Consider the following 17,867-nt stretch of genomic DNA (forward strand, 5'->3'; position numbering starts at 1 on the left):
TCAGACTCCTTGATAGGCTTGTTTAAGCATGCCGTTGGTGATTTCACCGTCATGGGTGATAACACAACCGGCTAGAATTTCATCATCCATATTCAGGGTAAACTGGGCAGATTCGTCGTCGTAAAACTCATCAAGCAGGTTGTAAAGGTTATTGGCGTACATGTCGGTGGCGTCTTTGGCTACAAACTGACTCCAATTACCATAACCAATAACGGTGACACCATTTACCGTGGCAACTTGGCCGGGTACTGAGCCTTCCACGTTACCGCCCGATGTGGCGGCCATATCCATCACCACGCTTCCCGGCCGCATCAACGCCAAGGTTTCTTTACTGATAAGTTGGGGCGGGCGGCGACCAAAAAGTTGGGCCGTGGTGATCACAATATCAGAATCGGCAATGGCATCGCGCTGAGCATCTTGCTGTTTTTGCTTCTGCTCATCGGTGAGTTCCTTGGCATACCCGTCTTTGGTTTGCCCGGTTTCACCAATGTCTATTTTGAGGAACTTGCCCCCTAAGGATTCCACCTGTTCTGCCACCACATCGCGAGTATCGTAGGCGGTCACATTGGCCCCTAAACGTTTGGCCGTGGCTATGGCTTGCAAGCCCGCTACGCCGGCACCAATAATGAATACTTTCGCGGGTTTTATCGTCCCAGAAGGGGTCATCATCATAGGTAAAATAGAGGGTAAGTGATTGGCCGCTTGCATTACCATCACGTAACCGGCAAGGCTAGCTTGGGAGCTTAGCGCATCCATTTTTTGTGCCCTTGACGAACGTGGGATCATTTCTACCGATAAGGTGGTAAGCCTACGCTTAGCCATGGCTTCAACAGCCTGTTTCTGGAAAAATGGGTCGATATGACCTATCACCAACGCCTGCGCTTTAAGCAAGGTATAAACGGACTCGTCGGGACGGTTTACACAAAGTAAAATGTCAGCATCTTGCAAGTCAGCATCACAGTTTTGTTGAACCGTGCCCCCGGCTTCAATGAAGGCCTCATCCGGATAGCCTGACAAGGCACCAGCGCCTTGCTGCACTACCACCGTGATACCGCGCTTTACCATTCGTTTTACGCTGGATACAGACACAGCACATCGCTTCTCAATGTGTCCCTGTTTTTCAAATCCTTCGTTCAATATCAGTATTTTCAAAGTGTTTTCCTCAGGAAGGGAGGGTTCTGAGAGTCATCATTCGGTCTTGGTTGTACCGAACTTGTTAATTTATATTTATTATTGTTAATTCAACCTAATATTATTTGCCACCGATGGCAATTTTGTCCGTAATAACAAAATGGAATAAGTAATGGGTCGAACTGCCTATAAAAACAACAGTAATGGTTTCTCGATTACTTTGAAGTACATCAGTGAAGCAGTACGTAACGAAATGATAAATATCAAAATTTGCTTTATTTTATCGTGGAATTACAGGTTGCAGAATTCGATACAGGGGAGAGAAAGAAAGGCCGACCTCTAGGTTGAGGAAAAAGACAAGATTGAAAACTTTTTTACCGGAAAACCTTTCAACATGAAAAAAATCCAAGCCAATTGGTTAAAAAACAACCTAATGTAAACCCGTAATTTATTAGCTTATCAAAAGACAACCCAATGCCGAATACGACATTGGTCTGAATTAAATCACCTTAAAACTACTCGGACCCACCTGCCTTTGTTTGTTTTAGCGGCTACGATAGAGCGGCTTTATTAAATGATAACCAAAGCGGGTTTTTACTGGGCCATGGATCTTCAATAGCTCTTTTTTAAATACAACTTCATCGAAGGCCTTTACCATTTGCCCCCGCCGTAACTCACCGAGATCGCCGCCTCGCTTTCCCGAGGGACACAAAGAATGCTTTTTTGCTAACTTAGCAAAATCGCCGCCTCGTTGAAGTTGAGAAAGTATGCTCAGTGCCTCTTTTTCTGTTTTTACAAGAATGTGCAATGCTGATGCTGTTGCCATAATGCTGCCTTTTATTGGTAATGGTGGCTGGTATCGTTGGACTAATCCTTCTGTGTACACCTAAGCTTTTTTCGCAAAATAGAATAGATGGCGCACAGCGAATGACAAACCTGACACCTTGATCTAAAGGACTAGGTTTATTTCCAATGTCATAGTCCGAAAAATACTACAATTGTTCTTACATGTTTAGTTTCAGGATCTATACCGGCGTAATCCGGAAAGTGTATTAAATGAAAGCAAAATTGATCTACCTTTGCGCTTGCTGGTTTCTCACATTCGGCACACCCGTAGTAAGTGAGACATATACGGTAGGTATAGTACCTCAGCAATCACCGAAAAAATTAGCCCAAGCATGGCAACCATTAATTAATTACTTGTCTACAATTACAGGGCATGAATGGCGATTCGAAACCGCAAAAGATATTCCGGCATTTGAAAAAGCCCTTGCCAATGGCGAATACGACCTTGCATACATGAACCCATATCATTTGGTGGTATTTAGTGAGGCCGCTGGTTATCGCGCCATTGCTCGGCAAAAGGAAAAGTATATTCAAGGCATTATAGTGGTGAATAAAACAAGTAATGTTAATACGCTGGCTGATTTAAACGGTGCAGACATTGCGTTTCCGGCTCCAGCTGCTTTTGCGGCGAGTATTATTCCGCAAGCTAAACTACGGCAAGAAGGAATTCAGTTTAACCCGGTATACGTGCATTCCCACGACTCTGTATATTTAAATGTTCATCGTGCTTTTTTTGTTGCCGGGGGCGGAATTTACCGTACCCTTAACGTTGCTCCCAAGGCCGTGAACAAGGATCTTAACGTGCTATGGGAAAGCCCGCCTTTTACCCCTCACGCGTTGGCTGTGCACCCTAAACTAAAACCCGCGCTTGCCACAAAGCTGCAAAATGCGCTGTTACAACTAGCGCGCACCGACAGTGTAGGAAAAGAGATTTTAACGGGGCTTAAAATGAAAGGCTTTGTTTTGGCGAAGAATGAAGATTGGAACGACGTTAGGGCGCTGAATATTAATTTACTTTCTAGTGTAGGCGAGTAAGCAAGCAAGATATGCGATTTTCTATTAAGGCAAAAACAATTTTGGGTGTTGCACTGATTGAGGCAACCCTTCTTGCGATCTTGCTGTTTACCACATATCAATTGCTCTCAGACCTAATTAACGACGCGGTGGTAAAACGGGCATCTACCACCGCAAACCTGTTTTACTCTACCACTAAGAATGCGTTTCTTTCATATGACTTAGCGTCGTTAGAAGCCGATGTACAAGAACTGATGAACAACCCTGATATTGAATATGTTCGTATTGCCGATATTAATGGAAGGGTGTATGCCGAGGCGGGAAATCAAACCGCGTTATCACGCCCGTTTTCCTCAGACAGCAGCGTCAATTTAGCAACAGATGGCATTTACGATGTGCGCAGGAACATTGACGTAGACAATACACTGTACGGGAACGTTGATCTTGGGATCAATATATCCACAGTAAAGTCTTCGTTGAACGACATTCGCCAGTGGGCCATTGGTATAGCCATCGCTGAAATGGCGTTAGTTGCCCTTTTTTCCTTCGCCTTGGGCAGCTACCTCACCGGAAAGCTAAATTCACTGCGTAGCGGCGTACGTCGGTTAATTAGGTCATCTCGACAAAAACAATACGAAGCTATTGAAATACAAGTTAAGGGTAACGATGAACTTAGCGAATTAGCGCTGGCATTTAATGAGCTGGCCAGCTATTTAAGAGTCGAGCACACCCACCGAAAAAATGCAGAAAGCGCGCTACAAAAACTTAATCAATCGTTAGAAAGCCGGATAGAAGAACGTACGGCGATGATCAATGCCGCCAACGATGAGCTCGTTAAAATTAATGATGAACTAAAAGAAACACAAGTGCAGTTGCTACAAGCGGAAAAAATGGCTTCAGTTGGCCAGTTGGCCGCAGGGGTAGCCCACGAAATCAATAATCCCATTGGCTTTGTCACAAGCAATATTGCCACACTTAAGGATTATACAGCCACCTATAGAATGCTCTTTTACGAATTTGAAAGTGTTCTCAACCACCATGAGAGTAAAGACTTTGAACAGCGGCGAAGCAAGCTGTTCTCATCGTCGGCTTACGAAACCATGACGTTCATAAACGAAGATTTAGAGCACGTACTAGAAGAATCTCAAGAAGGACTTTCGCGGGTTGAAGAAATCGTTCGCGGCTTGAAACTCTTTTCACGAGCAGATTCAGATGAAAAGCAGCTGTTTAATCTTAATGACTGCGTTAAAACCACCCTCGCTATGGTAAATAACAAACTAAAGTACTCTTGTGAAGTGGTGACACAATTAAGCCCGCTACCAAAAACGTATTTTAACGTGGGACGTATATCGCAGATTATTACTAATTTGCTGATTAACGCTGGGCAAGCTATCGAAGCCACAGGAAAAGTAGGCACAATAACTATCAGCACCCAAGAAACCCAGGGTTACGTAGAGCTTGTGGTGGAAGACACTGGCTGCGGGATCCCGCAAAACAACCGCAATAAAGTATTCAATCCCTTTTTTACAACTAAAGCGGAAGAAGAAGGCACTGGATTAGGCTTGTCTATTTCTTACGGCATTGCTCACGAACATGGCGGTAAACTCACCTTTGATAGCGAAGAAGATAAAGGCACTAAGTTTTTGCTTTCCTTACCTATTATTCAGGAAAACAACAACGAAGTTAGTTAAGCCTCCTGCGTCATCGATACCTATTATTTAGCAATAGTAAGATCATCATTACCATAGTGCGAACGGGGCCGAAACAGGTTTTACTTCTACCAAGGTACAAATAAAAAAAGGCGCTGAGTGTTAACCCAACGCCTTTCTTAGAGCTGCTTACTGTCTACATTGCTGTATACATTTAATGTAAGTCGTTGATTTTAATAGACCGTAAAGGGCAGTGGATGATTACATCATGCCGCCCATGCCGCCCATTCCACCCATGCCGCCCATATCAGGTGCAGCAGGAGCTTCTTCTTTAGGTAGTTCAGCTACCATGGCTTCAGTGGTGATCATCAAAGAAGCAATTGAAGAGGCAAATTGCAATGCAGAACGGGTCACTTTAGTTGGGTCAAGAATACCCATTTCCAGCATGTCGCCGTAAGTGTCGTTACCTGCGTTGTAACCGTAGTTACCTTCGCCGCCTTTAACCGCGTTAACCACAACAGAGGCTTCTGCACCAGCGTTGCTTGCGATTTGGCGCAAAGGCGCTTCCATTGCACGTAAAGCCAGTTTGATACCGTGTGTTTGGTCTTCGTTGTCGCCAGTCATTTCTGACAATTTAGCAGCAGCACGTACCAACGCTACACCACCACCAGGTACCACGCCTTCTTCAACCGCAGCACGAGTCGCATGCAGCGCATCTTCTACGCGGTCTTTTTTCTCTTTCATTTCAACTTCGGTAGCAGCACCGACTTTGATTACCGCTACACCGCCAGACAATTTAGCCAGACGCTCTTGCAGTTTTTCTTTATCGTAGTCAGAAGTAGACTCTTCAATTTGACCACGAATTTGTCCGCAACGACCTTCGATAGCGGCTTCTTCACCGGCACCGTCAACCACTGTGGTGTTGTCTTTGTTGATAACAACGCGCTTCGCAGTACCTAGGTCTTCAAGTTGAACTTTTTCAAGTTCCAGACCGATTTCTTCAGAAATCACAGTACCACCAGTCAAGATAGCGATATCTTGCAACATAGCTTTACGACGGTCACCGAAACCAGGCGCTTTAACCGCAGCCACTTTAACGATACCGCGCATGTTGTTCACTACCAAGGTAGCCAGCGCTTCGCCTTCTACATCTTCAGCGATGATAAGCAAAGGTTTACCTGCTTTTGCAACGCCTTCTAGCGTAGGCAGCAATTCGCGGATGTTAGAGATTTTCTTATCAACTAATAGGATGTAAGGGCTGTCTAATTCAACTGTGCCATTTTCCTGGTTGTTGATGAAGTAAGGAGACAGGTAACCGCGGTCGAACTGCATACCTTCTACCACGTCTAACTCGTTTTGCAGAGCCTGACCTTCTTCAACAGTGATTACACCTTCTTTACCTACTTTTTCCATTGCTTGAGCGATGATTTCACCCACTTCAACGTCGGAGTTAGCAGAGATAGTACCTACCTGAGCAATTGATTTGCCGTCGGCACAATCAGTAGAAAGGGCTTTAAGACCTTCAACTGCAGCGATAACGGCTTTGTCGATACCGCGCTTAAGATCCATTGGGTTCATACCCGCCGCAACAGACTTCAGACCTTCAGTTACGATAGACTGAGCAAGCACTGTGGCGGTGGTTGTTCCGTCACCGGCTTCGTCATTGGCTTTAGAAGCAACTTCTTTCACCATTTGCGCGCCCATGTTCTCGAACTTGTCTTCCAATTCGATTTCTTTGGCTACCGATACACCATCTTTTGTGATGGTAGGAGCGCCGAAAGACTTATCTAAAATAACGTTACGACCTTTAGGACCTAAGGTTACTTTTACTGCGTTTGCCAGAACGTTAACGCCTTTGAGCATTTTTGTGCGGGCGTCATCACCAAAACGTACTTCTTTAGCTGCCATCTTTAAATTCCTCTAAATACGGTTAAACGATTAATTACTCAACGATTGCCAGAATGTCGCTTTCACTTAGGATAAGCACTTCTTCATCATCTAGCTTCTCGGTTTTCACACCGTATCCGTCATTGAAAATAACGGTGTCGCCAACTTTAACGTCTAAGGCTTTAATGTCACCGTTATCAAGTATACGGCCGTTACCCACAGCGATAACTTCGCCTCGGGTAGATTTTTCTGCTGCTGAACCGGTAAGCACGATGCCACCCGCAGATTTCGTTTCTTGCTCTGCGCGCTTAATGATTACGCGGTCATGTAAAGGACGAATTGCCATTTTCAAGTCTCCTGAAAATTCCAACTATATAAGTGTTAGTTATACGGACGCACAGGGTCATAGTTGTACGCCATTTACTGTAAAAAGAAGTCAGGCAACCTGACTTCAAATCTCATTCTGCGAGGTTAAATGGGGGAGTCACCACACAACTTCAAGGGGAATAAGTGAAAAAAATGCAAATTTTTTTCACTTATTTATCGGCTTAACGCAAATTCAGGGGTAAAACCCATAAAATCAACGTTAATTGTGAGCTAGCGTAAACGGGGGTTATCGTCGTCATTTTTCGACTTGTCAGTGTACTGACCTTCGTAAACGTCACCGTTTTCGTCCCGTTGCTGAGCAAAAGGATCAGTATGTGAAAACGGACTATCTTGCTGTCCCGACGTCGCACTAACCACCCGCAATTTCATATTGGCGCTGATATAGCGGGCAATCACGTGCCGGGTACCTGGCAGCACCAATAAAATACCCAATGTATCGGTAATTAAACCCGGCGTAACCATAAGCACGCCAGCCACCGCCAACATCAGGCCATCAACCATTTCTTTACCCGGCATTTCGCCCCGCTGCATTTTCATTTGCGCGGTTTGTAATGTTTGGATCCCTTCTCGACGCACAAAATAAGCGCCAATAAACGCAGTTAAGATAACAATGCCGATGGTATTCCAACCGCCAATGATACCTCCAACCTTCACCAGCAAGGCAATTTCAATAATTGGCAATACGGCGAACAGTAAAAATAAAATCCGCAAAATAAACCTCATTAGTTGGTTTTAGGTAAGGGTTAACACTTACCTGCTCACAGTGATCGTTGCACGCACAGAAGTGTTTACCCTGTACATTGAATGCATAATAACTCAATGGGGTGCCCTTAACTTATCACAAGTAAAAATCCATTCTTTGAGGTAAGTACGTTACTTTTCACGATTGGGAGTTCGTGATTTGAACAAAAATCTGAAAGAATAGCCAAAAGATTACGGTCAGCTAGCGATAACAGAGATAAACCTAAGCACGCTTGAGCAGGGCTAAACAAGGCAAATGCCATTATTTTTAAAGGCGCTTTATATATGAAGTACATAGCATCACTGATGCTCGCATGTTTTTTTATATTATCGGCAGGTGTAGCATTCGCGCAGCTTCCCGATATTTCTGCGGGATCCTTCTTTGACCAGGGAGAGCCTGAATATCTGCCTGTTGAAGAAGCCTTTAAATATGATTACCAACAAGACGGTAGCACGCTAACCCTGCGCTTCTATATAGCCGAAGGCTATTATCTTTATAAGCATCAATTTAAAGTAGTAGGCAAAAATCTAACGGTACAAGCCCCCGCATACCCAGATGGGGAAACAAAATTTGACGAGTTTTTTGGCGAAACTCAGGTTTATTATCAGTATGTCACTTTTACCGTTTCCCTTAGTGACATTACCCAAGACAGTGTATTAAAAGTGCGCTTTCAAGGCTGTGCAGATGCAGGATTATGTTACCCCCCCGCCATACGCGAAATCCCTTTAACGGCAGTGACTTCCGATAATAAGGCAGACAGTCACAATACTCAGACAACCCAGTTGTCCTCCGCCACAGCGACGAAATCTCAGCAATTTACTCTTGCCGATCGCCTTGCCAGCAAAGAAAACCTTGCCCTTACCTTGCTGCTCTTCCTTGCGCTAGGCATTGGACTGGCTTTCACCCCTTGCGTATTTCCCATGTACCCCATTCTCTCCGGCATTGTATTGGGGCAAGGGCAAAGTCTTAGCCTACGCAAAGCATTTTTGCTTAGCATGGTATATGTACAAGGCATGGCCATAACCTACTCCATTTTAGGGTTAGTGGTGGCGTCTGTGGGTGTCCAGTTTCAAGCCGCGCTGCAACATCCTGTGGTATTGGGTATCTTCATCCTGCTGTTTGTTGCCTTAGCACTGGCCATGTTTGGTGCATATGAAATTCAGTTACCTGCGGCTTGGCAAAGTCGGCTGAGCCAATTAAGCAATACGCAAAAGCGAGGTAATATTATTGGCGTATTTGTGATGGGGGCCCTCTCTGGTCTTATTGCATCACCCTGCACCACCGCGCCGCTAACCGGCATATTGTTGTTTATCGCCCAATCCGGCGATTTATTCTTAGGCTTTATATCCCTTTATATTTTGAGTATTGGTATGGGTATACCGCTTATTGTCTTTGGTATGAGCGGCGGCAAATTACTACCTAAAGCCGGTAACTGGATGAATACCGTTAAGATTAGCTTTGGCTTTATGATGCTGGCAGTGGCCCTAATATTTATAGAGCGGATTTGGGTATCACCCTACACCAATCTGTTATGGGCGGGACTTGGGTTGGCTGCATTTTCTTACTACCACACCATCAATCAACCCACTCAAACCAGCTTTTTTAAAGCAGTACGTACGCTGGTTATCTTTTTGGGCCTATTTGGTAGCGCCATGCTAGGTTACCAAACCCTCTCGCCGACCATAACGTCATCCCCACAGGTAGGACGCACCGCTTCGCACTTACCAGCTCCCTTGCACCCTACCTTCATAAAGGTGAAAAACCTTGCCGACTTTAAAGCGAAACTGGCAGCAGCGAACGCCGCGGGCAAAACTGTGATGGTCGATCTATACGCTGACTGGTGTGTGGCGTGTAAAGAGTTTGAAAAGTACACCTTTAATGATGAACAGGTGGTAAATGCGTTGTCTGACACCGAGTGGATGCAAATTGACCTTACCGACAATACACCTTCAAACCTTGAGTTCCAAAAAGCGTTTGATGTACTCGGCTTGCCCACTATTTTGTTTTTCAACACACAGGGCGAGGAAATAACCCATGCTCGGGTTACAGGGTTTATGACGGCATCTGATTTTGCCACTCATGTGAATCAAGTACTGACTCACTGACTATGCAGCGACAGTAAAACTTGCGGCCATTTCCCCTGATTAGACCAGTATTTTGCTGCGAAAATTGGCAAATCCACTATACTTGCCCACTAAACTGACGGAAGCCCTCAGTTTACGGTTGAAATTTCGTGCAAACAGACGTTTTTTTTGTTGAAATGCTTTAAAGGCAATCATTTTAAGAAAGATAGCAGCAAGTTATGGAAATTTTATTGTTAAATGGCCCTAACCTGAATATGTTAGGCAAGCGTGAACCTGAGACCTATGGTCATCAGACACTTCAGGACATTGTGGATAATCTGGAGCACAAAGCCAGTGCGGCAGGTGCTACGCTCAGTCATTTTCAATCTAACGCCGAGCACGAGCTCGTCAACCGCATTCATGAAGCCATGGGGCAGGTCGATGTCATCATCATTAATCCTGCAGCCTTTACCCATACTAGCGTTGCCCTGCGTGATGCATTGCTAAGTGTCAGTATTCCTTTTATAGAGGTGCACTTATCCAATGTTCACGCCCGCGAACCTTTCCGTCACCATTCTTACCTTTCTGACGTTGCAGCTGGCGTTATCCTTGGCCTTGGAGCTATAGGGTATGAGTTAGCGCTAACTGCAGCACTGAATTTAAAAAACTGAATTAATAACGAGAAATGACAATGGATATCAGAAAAATCAAAAAACTCATCGAATTAGTGGAAGAATCCGGTATTGCCGAACTGGAGATCACTGAAGGTGAAGAATCTGTACGCATACATCGCGGTCCATCTGGCACGCCTGCGCCAATGCAATACAGCGTAGCAGCACCGGCCGCTCCTGTTGCAGCACCTGTGGCACCCGCTGCAGAAGCCGCGGCGCCCGTTGACGACACACCCACCGGACATCAGGTGAAATCACCTATGGTCGGTACTTTCTATCGCGCCTCGTCGCCCGCTGCGAAATCATTCGTAGAAGTCGGCCAGTCTGTGAACGTAGGTGATACGCTATGTATTATCGAAGCCATGAAGATGATGAACCAAATCGAAGCCGACCAAGCCGGCGTTGTAAAAGCGATTCTGGTTGAAAACCAAGATCCAGTTGAGTTCGATCAGCCACTGTTCATCATCGAATAATCGGGCGGCTACTATGTTAGATAAAGTACTTATTGCTAACCGTGGAGAGATTGCACTACGTATTTTGCGTGCCTGTAAAGAACTAGGCATCAAAACCGTTGCTGTGCACTCTACCGCGGACAGAAATTTAAAACATGTACTGTTGGCAGATGAATCTATCTGTATCGGCGGTGCCTCGGCCACCGAAAGCTACCTTAATATTCCTCGTATTATTGCCGCAGCAGAAGTGACCAACTCCATCGCAATTCACCCCGGTTATGGCTTTTTGGCAGAGAATGCCGATTTTGCTGAAGCCGTAGAGAAAAGCGGCTTTGTTTTCGTTGGTCCTAAAGCTGAAACCATCAATTTAATGGGCGACAAAGTGTCGGCCATTAATTCGATGAAAAAAGCAGGCGTACCTTGCGTACCAGGCTCTGACGGCCCACTAACCGACGACGAAGATCGTAACAAAAGCATCGCGAAACGTATTGGTTACCCCATAATCGTTAAAGCTGCTGGCGGCGGTGGTGGACGTGGAATGCGTGTTGTTCGCAGTGAAAAAGAGCTTATCTCTGCCATTGCCACCACCCAAGCTGAAGCGGGTGCCGCTTTTGGTAACCCCACTGTATACATGGAGAAGTTTCTAGAAAATCCTCGCCATGTAGAAATTCAAGTTTTGTCCGATGGACAAGGCAACGCCATTCATTTAGGTGAACGAGACTGTTCTATGCAACGTCGTCACCAAAAGGTGGTTGAAGAGGCCCCTGCGCCTGGTATTTCCGAGCAAATGCGCAATAAAATTGGCGATCGCTGCTGTAAAGCGTGTATTGAAATTGGTTATCGCGGTGCTGGTACTTTTGAGTTCTTGTACGAAAACGGTGAGTTCTACTTCATTGAAATGAATACCCGTATTCAGGTTGAACATCCGGTATCAGAAATGATCACCGGCGTTGACCTAATCAAAGAGCAACTGCGTATTGCTGGTGGGCAGCCATTATCCGTGGATCAATCTCAAGTACAAATTCGTGGCCATGCCATTGAATGTCGCATTAACGCAGAAGATCCTGATACCTTCATCCCTAGCCCTGGTTTAATAAACATGTTTCATTCGCCAGGCGGTTTAGGCGTGCGCTGGGAATCCCATATTTATGCAGGCTACACAGTGCCACCTTATTACGATTCTATGATTGGTAAGCTAATCACCTACGGTGAAAGCCGTGATGAAGCCATTGCCCGTATGCGTCATGCGCTAGAAGAGATCGTCGTAGAAGGTATTAAAACCAATATTCCGCTACAGCGCCGAATAATGGCCGATGAAAATTTCTTTGCAGGTGGTACGAATATTCACTACCTCGAGAAAAAGCTTGGCATGGCCTAGTTTTCATTTTTCATAAAAAACACCCGCCACGGCGGGTGTTTTTATTTCTATTTCCTTCCTGCTGCAGACACTCTCTATTCGATAAAAACGATTTCAATAATCAATTTTTACCGCTTTTTTAGTTTAGGGTGTTGGCACTATACTTATCCCATATTCAAACGGCGTTACACATTAACGCTTAACGTCTCCCAGATTAGTTTGAATCCCCTTAAAGCTGTTCCCTGCAGCTTGTGTGTTTCCTTCATGGAGTCCTTCTCCATTGCGTTGTTTTTGCCAGCCTTCTAGGCTGGCTTTTTTTTGCCTGAATTTTATCTACATACCCTTTGGAAATAGACCGATACCAGCAGATTTAAGGCTGGGCGAGGCGTCGTGATGGTAAATTAATAAGTATAAAGGAAGTTCAGTTCGCAACGATTTCCCAGTGCTCGATTTGCCAGTTATAGCGTTTGGCTTTTTCTGCAACAATGGTGTCTGCATTAACCACAACCGCCTGCTCCGCATACATTAGCAAAGGGAGATCATTCATCGAATCACTATACATGTTGGATAATGTGTGACTGTTGATCTGTCGTTTACATTGCCACTGCTGCAAACATTTGAGCTTTCCGGGACCAAAACTTAAAGGCTCTTTAACCCGTCGGGTGTATTTGTCACCTTGGGTTATGATATCAATTCCAATAACATGACTTATACCAAACAGCGAAGCTATTGGGCGAACCACCAGTGTGGGGCTCGCAGATATCAACAAAACCGTATCACCCGCATCAAGGTGTGCTTTTACGCAAGCGAATCCCTCCAAAAATACCCGCGGCTGCATAACGGTGTTTGCAAATTCTTCTGCTAGTGCGTCCATTTCGACCACAGGTAAACCCGCTATGGGCGCAACCCAGTAACCCATGTATTCATGCATATCCATGTTCCCAGAATCATAATTTTGCATGATTTCTGCGCACACATTCTCCGCTTCTTTTGCGCCAGGAAAGCCCTTCCGTTTCAAAAAGGTAAGCCATTCTTGTGCACAATCTGCGTCAATCAGTGTGCCGTCTAAGTCAAATACTACTAATGCAGATTGCGACATTTATTCCTCTTTATTCGGATACTGCTACAAAGGGTGTTAAGCAGGTATTCGTCCTGCAAATTCAAGAAAGCCTTTGGCTTCGCCAGGCAATGTTACAAAGAAATCGTAACGTCCGTTGGCGTCTACTGGCATCGATACCTGCGTGCCAACTGGCAGGGCTTGTGTAAGGCGTTGCCCACTATTCATGGTTACTGCAAATGCACTCTCTTTGGCGGTAACAAAGCAGCCTTGGGAAGAGATAGTAAGGGATAGTTTGCTGAACGTCTCTATCTGTGATTTTTCTATGCAAATGCGGCGGTGAAACCCCTCTGGTGCCATAATTTGCAGGTCATATCCTTTATCTTGGCTTTGCCAAACATCAGCATACTCACTATGTGGGGCAATCGTGTACCGTCTGGGAATCGCCTGTGTATCTAGCCTGTCGTAAACATGAAAAACCGCCGTGCGGTCGTTCTGGTTGGCCAGCGCGAGTGATAATTTATCCTTTTTTTCTGCCATAGTCACCGCTGTCTGGTAAAAGTTTTTACACTGGGGGCGCAGTCCTTTTTCCTGCTCTGGCCGGGTCGTTTGTTCCGGAATAACCGGCACAGTGCGGCCGGGAAGCGCACCGGCTAAACGGGCATCAATGCGGGGGTTCGGAAAAGCCGGTAAGACAGATTTATTGGGAGAGCTAAAATCGAAAGCACTCATAAAATCGCCACATACTGCTCGTCGCCAGGGCGAAATATTGGGCTCAGCAACGCCGAAGCGTTGTTCAAGAAAGCGGATCACTGAAGTATGATCCATGACATCCGAGCAGATATAGCCGCCCCGACTCCAAGGCGAAATGACATAAGCGGGCACCCGGGGACCAAGACCATAAGGGTTACCCATTAAGTCATCACGCTCCAGTTTTTTGTCGGCAATAGAAAAATGCAGATGATATTCACCATCAGTAGCAACCTGCGAAGTACCCGCAAAGCTACCGTCTGCCTTCATTGATGGAGGGGCGGGCGGCGGCATGTGATCGAAAAAACCATCATTTTCATCGAACATAATGAATAATGCGGTTTTAGACCACACATCCGGGTTCGCTGTCAGAGCGTCGAGTACGTCGGCAATGTAGGCGGCTCCCTGCGCCGGGCTGGAAGGCCCCGGATGCTCAGACCCTTCTGCAGTTGCAATGATGTACGATACCTGGGGCAGCGAATCCTTGCGGGCATCTTCCCGTAATTTGTCCAGCCCGCGGGTAGTTAGCGCCCGTTTGGCTAATTCGGTGTCACTGTCGGGTGTGTCAACGAAGGAATCCTGAAAAGCTTTAAAGCCCACCAATGGGTTGTCTGTGAAGTTATCCGCCATGTCCTGGTAAATGGTCCAGTCGATACCCGCTTCCTGCAGCCGCTCAACATAGGTTGTCCACAAATAGGGTTCAGGGTACCCCCCTTTTTCCGGCATGTTGTCATGGGAGTTGCCAATTGCCGGGCCGCCTTGTGTGGCATTGCCATCATTGGTGCCCGACCATAAAAACAAACGGTTTGTGTTGGTGCCGGTTTGTGATGAGCAGTGGTAAGCATCACACAAGGTGAACGCTTCAGCCAAGGCAAACTGAAACGGTATATCGTCTCGTTCATAGTAGCCCATTGCATGTAGATATTTGGCGTCCGGCCAGTGGCTCATGCGGCCGTGATCCCAAGCGTCCTGGGCGTCAGGCCAAGAGTGCGGTGTGCCGTCTACGCGCATATGGGCAAAATTCTGTCGGGTATTTAACGGAAATGGTGCAATCCATTCAGGCCCTTCACGGGTGGTATTATGTTGTAGAAACACATCTCTGTTCTGTTGTTTTTCCGTCGTTTTTGCCGGTGCGGGGTAGGGATCTGAAAAACCACGCACGCCACAGAAGGTACCAAAGTAATGATCAAATGACCGGTTCTCCTGCATCAGGATCACAACATGTTCCACATCGTTTATCGTGCCGGTTTTAACACTCGCCGGAATAGCAAGCGCTCTGGCGATGGAAGGAAATGCAGCAAACAGCCCAGAAGCTCCGGCTGCAGCAAGAAACTGACGACGATTAATATCGGCCATTTGACACCTTAAATGTATTTGCGAAAAAACACTCCCCATGGGGAGATTGGGGGAATAATAGCCGGGCGGTGTTACGATATGGTTTAACCGCCCGGTAAATACGCCAAATGATTAGAAATCAGCGCCCACTGTCAGCGTGACGGTACGTGGAGAGCCGGGATAAACACTATCAGTGCCGATCCCCAGTATGTACTCACGATCCAGCAGATTGTTAACGTTCAGACGAACATGCACTTCCTTTATTTGCGGAGCTACGTCCATTACGTCTAGACCGATATAGGCATCAACCACCTCGTAGGCAGGCGCTGTGGCCGAGTTTTCAAAGTTGATGTAACGATCGCCAATATGGCGCAGCGATAAACCTGTGCTCATCAATTCGCTCTTGTAATCCGCTGCTAGGGTGAAAAAGGTTTGTGGCCCACCGTAAACCTGATTGCCGGCAACAATGCCTGAATCGGCATCTAGGCCTGCATCACCGGTACCTAGATATTCAGAGTCATCGAAAGTATACGAACCCGTCAGGCGGATAGCGCCGGTTAGCTGATAAGACGCCAGCAACTCCACACCGCGGCTTTTCTGGCCACCCGCATTGATATAAGTGCCGTCGACTTCTTCTTTATAATCTATGCCTGCAAGCACTGTCGTGTCGAGTTCAATAATACGGTTGTCGAAGTTGATGTCGTAGAACGTAACCGCGGCTTTGAAATCACGGTTATCGAAACGGAAACCCAGCTCAATGTTATCAGAGGTTTCTGGATCGATTGTGCCTAGCTCGTTGTTCGACAAACCCGAATCGATAATACTTGGAGTAATCGACTTATAGTTTTCTGAATAGCCGGCAAACACTTCCAGACCTTCAAGTGGCGTAGTGTAAGTGGCACCGACATACAGTAGCGGATCAGAAGTATTGTCCAGCTGACCTATGCGATCGTCGTTGTAGAAATGCTCGACCGTGGTATCCAGCTGAAATTGCTTCACACCCACACTGGCCGTTAACGGGCCAACTTCCAGGTTTTCCTGAATGTAATACATCAGCTCTTTGGTGTTCGATTCGGTTTTATACTGCACCCAGTATGGTGTTCCACTAAATTCGATGCTGGTTTCAGGGTTATTGATCAGATGCCATTTACGCGTCACATCGGCATCGTAGTTTTCGTACCAGAAACCGGCACGCAGTGTGTGCGACACGTCACCTGTGGTAAAGGCGTAAGAGACATCACCGGTCAGGCCATAGCGACGATTAGAGTAATTTGATGTGCGATAAGAGCTAACTGGCTCCACATTACCTTCGTAGCAGTTAGGATCCTGGGCAGCATCCAGACCAAAACGGCCTGCACAGCCATCAATCAGGGTACCCGCTGTGGTGGTTCCCGCGTTGACGTAGTAGATATCGTCGCCTTCGTAGTCGCCATAAAGGGTGTCACCAGACAGCTCAGCTTCCAGCGTACCGTCGCCATCCACATCGGTCACATAAGGCGGGATCCAGTCGCCACGTCCATCCATTCGGTGGAAATAAGCAGCGGTGTTAAAGGCGAAATCACCGAAATCTTTATCCAGCTTCAGGCTATAGAACTTGTTTTCACGCAGTGCGCGCCAGCCTTCACGGTTATTTTCGTCAAGACTGGGAATACCGGTCCAGTTGGAATGAAGCGCGTCATGACGAGGATTTTCGTAATACTGTTCAAGTGATACATACTCGTATTCATTTTCATTCGAATCATTGAACGTTGCGAATGCGGTGAGGTTGTAGCCGTTGATTTCAGAAATCAGTTTACCGGTCAGGTAGTCTTTCTCTGTGGTCGCAGCATTGTCCCATACGTCTTTGTTTTCAGCCGACGAGCCACTGATGAAGAAATACGTATTCTCCATAATTTCACCCGAATCGTAGCGAAAGCGGTATTTGCTCGCATCCTGATCACCGGCCAAGTAATACACGCTGATGTTTTCTTCTGTCATCGGGTCACTGGTAATAAAGTTCAGCGTACCGCCGAGCGCTTCATTTGAGCGCGCGCTAATATCTGCGGTGCCTTGGCTCACTTCTACGGTTTCCAGATCGAATACGTCGATAAACTTGTTGGCTTTACTACCGCCGCCGTAACCCGAACCACCGTTTGGCAAGCCATCCAATGTGGTACCAATTTGGCCATTGCTCGTATTGAAGCCGCGCATGCGGATGTTAGTCATCCAATCAGAAGAACCAAAAGTGTCGGCTTCCTGAACGATAACCCCGGGTAATTCCTGCACCACCGTGTTGACTGAGGCGTTAGCAGGACGGCGGGAAATCATGTCCATTGATACGGTATTAGAAGCAAAGGTCTGCTTCTGGCCAATAACCACAATCTTTTCAGTTTGTGATTTTTCTGATTCTGTTTCCTGAGCAACGACGGCAGAACTTGCCATGGCCAGCATGAGGGGTGAAAGGGCAAAGCAGCAAAGCGTTTTCATTTCGTTTCCTTGTGAATAGTTTTACGTGTGATTTTTTGTTTGCGAGGACAATGCCCCCTT

The 17,867-nt window shown here is 46.3% G+C and carries 14 protein-coding genes; 6 read left to right on the forward strand and 8 right to left on the reverse strand.

What is annotated here, in order from left to right; all coding sequences use genetic code 11:
• On the reverse strand, positions 1 to 1,152 hold the full coding sequence (locus KO501_RS08555; protein ID WP_216029238.1) for an NAD(P) transhydrogenase subunit alpha: 1,152 nt from the start codon (positions 1,150 to 1,152) through the stop codon (positions 1 to 3).
• Between the two features lie 523 nt (positions 1,153 to 1,675).
• Positions 1,676 to 1,957: a peptidylprolyl isomerase PpiC gene (gene ppiC, locus KO501_RS08560; RefSeq protein WP_252728266.1), complete on the reverse strand. Its 282-nt coding sequence runs from the start codon at positions 1,955 to 1,957 to the stop codon at positions 1,676 to 1,678.
• 230 nt (positions 1,958 to 2,187) lie between these two features.
• On the opposite strand from ppiC, the gene KO501_RS08565 reads away from it, so the two are divergent.
• The gene (locus KO501_RS08565) at positions 2,188 to 3,012 is read left to right on the forward strand and encodes a phosphate/phosphite/phosphonate ABC transporter substrate-binding protein (RefSeq protein ID WP_216029239.1); all 825 of its coding nucleotides are present in this window, start codon (positions 2,188 to 2,190) and stop codon (positions 3,010 to 3,012) included.
• Between the two features lie 11 nt (positions 3,013 to 3,023).
• Positions 3,024 to 4,682: an ATP-binding protein gene (locus KO501_RS08570; RefSeq protein WP_216029240.1), complete on the forward strand. Its 1,659-nt coding sequence runs from the start codon at positions 3,024 to 3,026 to the stop codon at positions 4,680 to 4,682.
• 219 nt (positions 4,683 to 4,901) lie between these two features.
• Here the strand turns inward: KO501_RS08570 and groL are convergent, their stop codons facing one another.
• The 3 genes from groL to KO501_RS08585 all read right to left on the reverse strand — a co-directional run bounded on the left by groL (position 4,902) and on the right by KO501_RS08585 (position 7,625).
• Positions 4,902 to 6,548, reverse strand: a complete 1,647-nt coding sequence (groL, locus tag KO501_RS08575; protein ID WP_216029241.1) for a chaperonin GroEL — start codon at positions 6,546 to 6,548, stop codon at positions 4,902 to 4,904.
• 34 nt (positions 6,549 to 6,582) lie between these two features.
• Complete coding sequence (locus KO501_RS08580) at positions 6,583 to 6,873, reverse strand: co-chaperone GroES (protein ID WP_216029242.1); 291 nt, start codon at positions 6,871 to 6,873, stop codon at positions 6,583 to 6,585.
• A 251-nt stretch (positions 6,874 to 7,124) separates the two neighbouring features.
• Positions 7,125 to 7,625: an FxsA family protein gene (locus KO501_RS08585; RefSeq protein WP_216029243.1), complete on the reverse strand. Its 501-nt coding sequence runs from the start codon at positions 7,623 to 7,625 to the stop codon at positions 7,125 to 7,127.
• A 315-nt stretch (positions 7,626 to 7,940) separates the two neighbouring features.
• On the opposite strand from KO501_RS08585, the gene KO501_RS08590 reads away from it, so the two are divergent.
• The 4 genes from KO501_RS08590 to accC all read left to right on the forward strand — a co-directional run bounded on the left by KO501_RS08590 (position 7,941) and on the right by accC (position 12,220).
• A complete protein-coding gene (locus KO501_RS08590) occupies positions 7,941 to 9,761 on the forward strand; it encodes a protein-disulfide reductase DsbD (RefSeq protein WP_216029244.1) in 1,821 nt (606 codons plus the stop codon).
• A 197-nt stretch (positions 9,762 to 9,958) separates the two neighbouring features.
• A complete protein-coding gene (gene aroQ, locus KO501_RS08595; RefSeq protein WP_216029245.1) occupies positions 9,959 to 10,390 on the forward strand; it encodes a type II 3-dehydroquinate dehydratase in 432 nt (143 codons plus the stop codon).
• A 20-nt stretch (positions 10,391 to 10,410) separates the two neighbouring features.
• Positions 10,411 to 10,863: an acetyl-CoA carboxylase biotin carboxyl carrier protein gene (gene accB / locus KO501_RS08600; protein WP_216029246.1), complete on the forward strand. Its 453-nt coding sequence runs from the start codon at positions 10,411 to 10,413 to the stop codon at positions 10,861 to 10,863.
• Positions 10,864 to 10,876: 13 nt separating this feature from the next.
• Positions 10,877 to 12,220, forward strand: coding sequence for an acetyl-CoA carboxylase biotin carboxylase subunit (gene accC / locus KO501_RS08605; RefSeq protein ID WP_216029247.1), 1,344 nt, complete (start codon positions 10,877 to 10,879; stop codon positions 12,218 to 12,220).
• A gap of 400 nt (positions 12,221 to 12,620) precedes the next feature.
• Here the strand turns inward: accC and KO501_RS08610 are convergent, their stop codons facing one another.
• The 3 genes from KO501_RS08610 to KO501_RS08620 all read right to left on the reverse strand — a co-directional run bounded on the left by KO501_RS08610 (position 12,621) and on the right by KO501_RS08620 (position 17,807).
• A complete protein-coding gene (locus KO501_RS08610; RefSeq protein WP_216029248.1) occupies positions 12,621 to 13,298 on the reverse strand; it encodes an HAD family phosphatase in 678 nt (225 codons plus the stop codon).
• A 36-nt stretch (positions 13,299 to 13,334) separates the two neighbouring features.
• Positions 13,335 to 15,362 (reverse strand): phosphocholine-specific phospholipase C, encoded by a 2,028-nt coding sequence (locus tag KO501_RS08615; protein ID WP_216029249.1) that lies wholly within the window; start codon positions 15,360 to 15,362, stop codon positions 13,335 to 13,337.
• A gap of 111 nt (positions 15,363 to 15,473) precedes the next feature.
• Positions 15,474 to 17,807, reverse strand: a complete 2,334-nt coding sequence (locus KO501_RS08620; protein WP_216029250.1) for a TonB-dependent receptor — start codon at positions 17,805 to 17,807, stop codon at positions 15,474 to 15,476.
• Positions 17,808 to 17,867: the final 60 nt, after the last annotated feature.

It is taken from the genome of Alteromonas sp. C1M14 (genome assembly GCF_018860965.1).
Classification (GTDB): domain Bacteria; phylum Pseudomonadota; class Gammaproteobacteria; order Enterobacterales; family Alteromonadaceae; genus Alteromonas.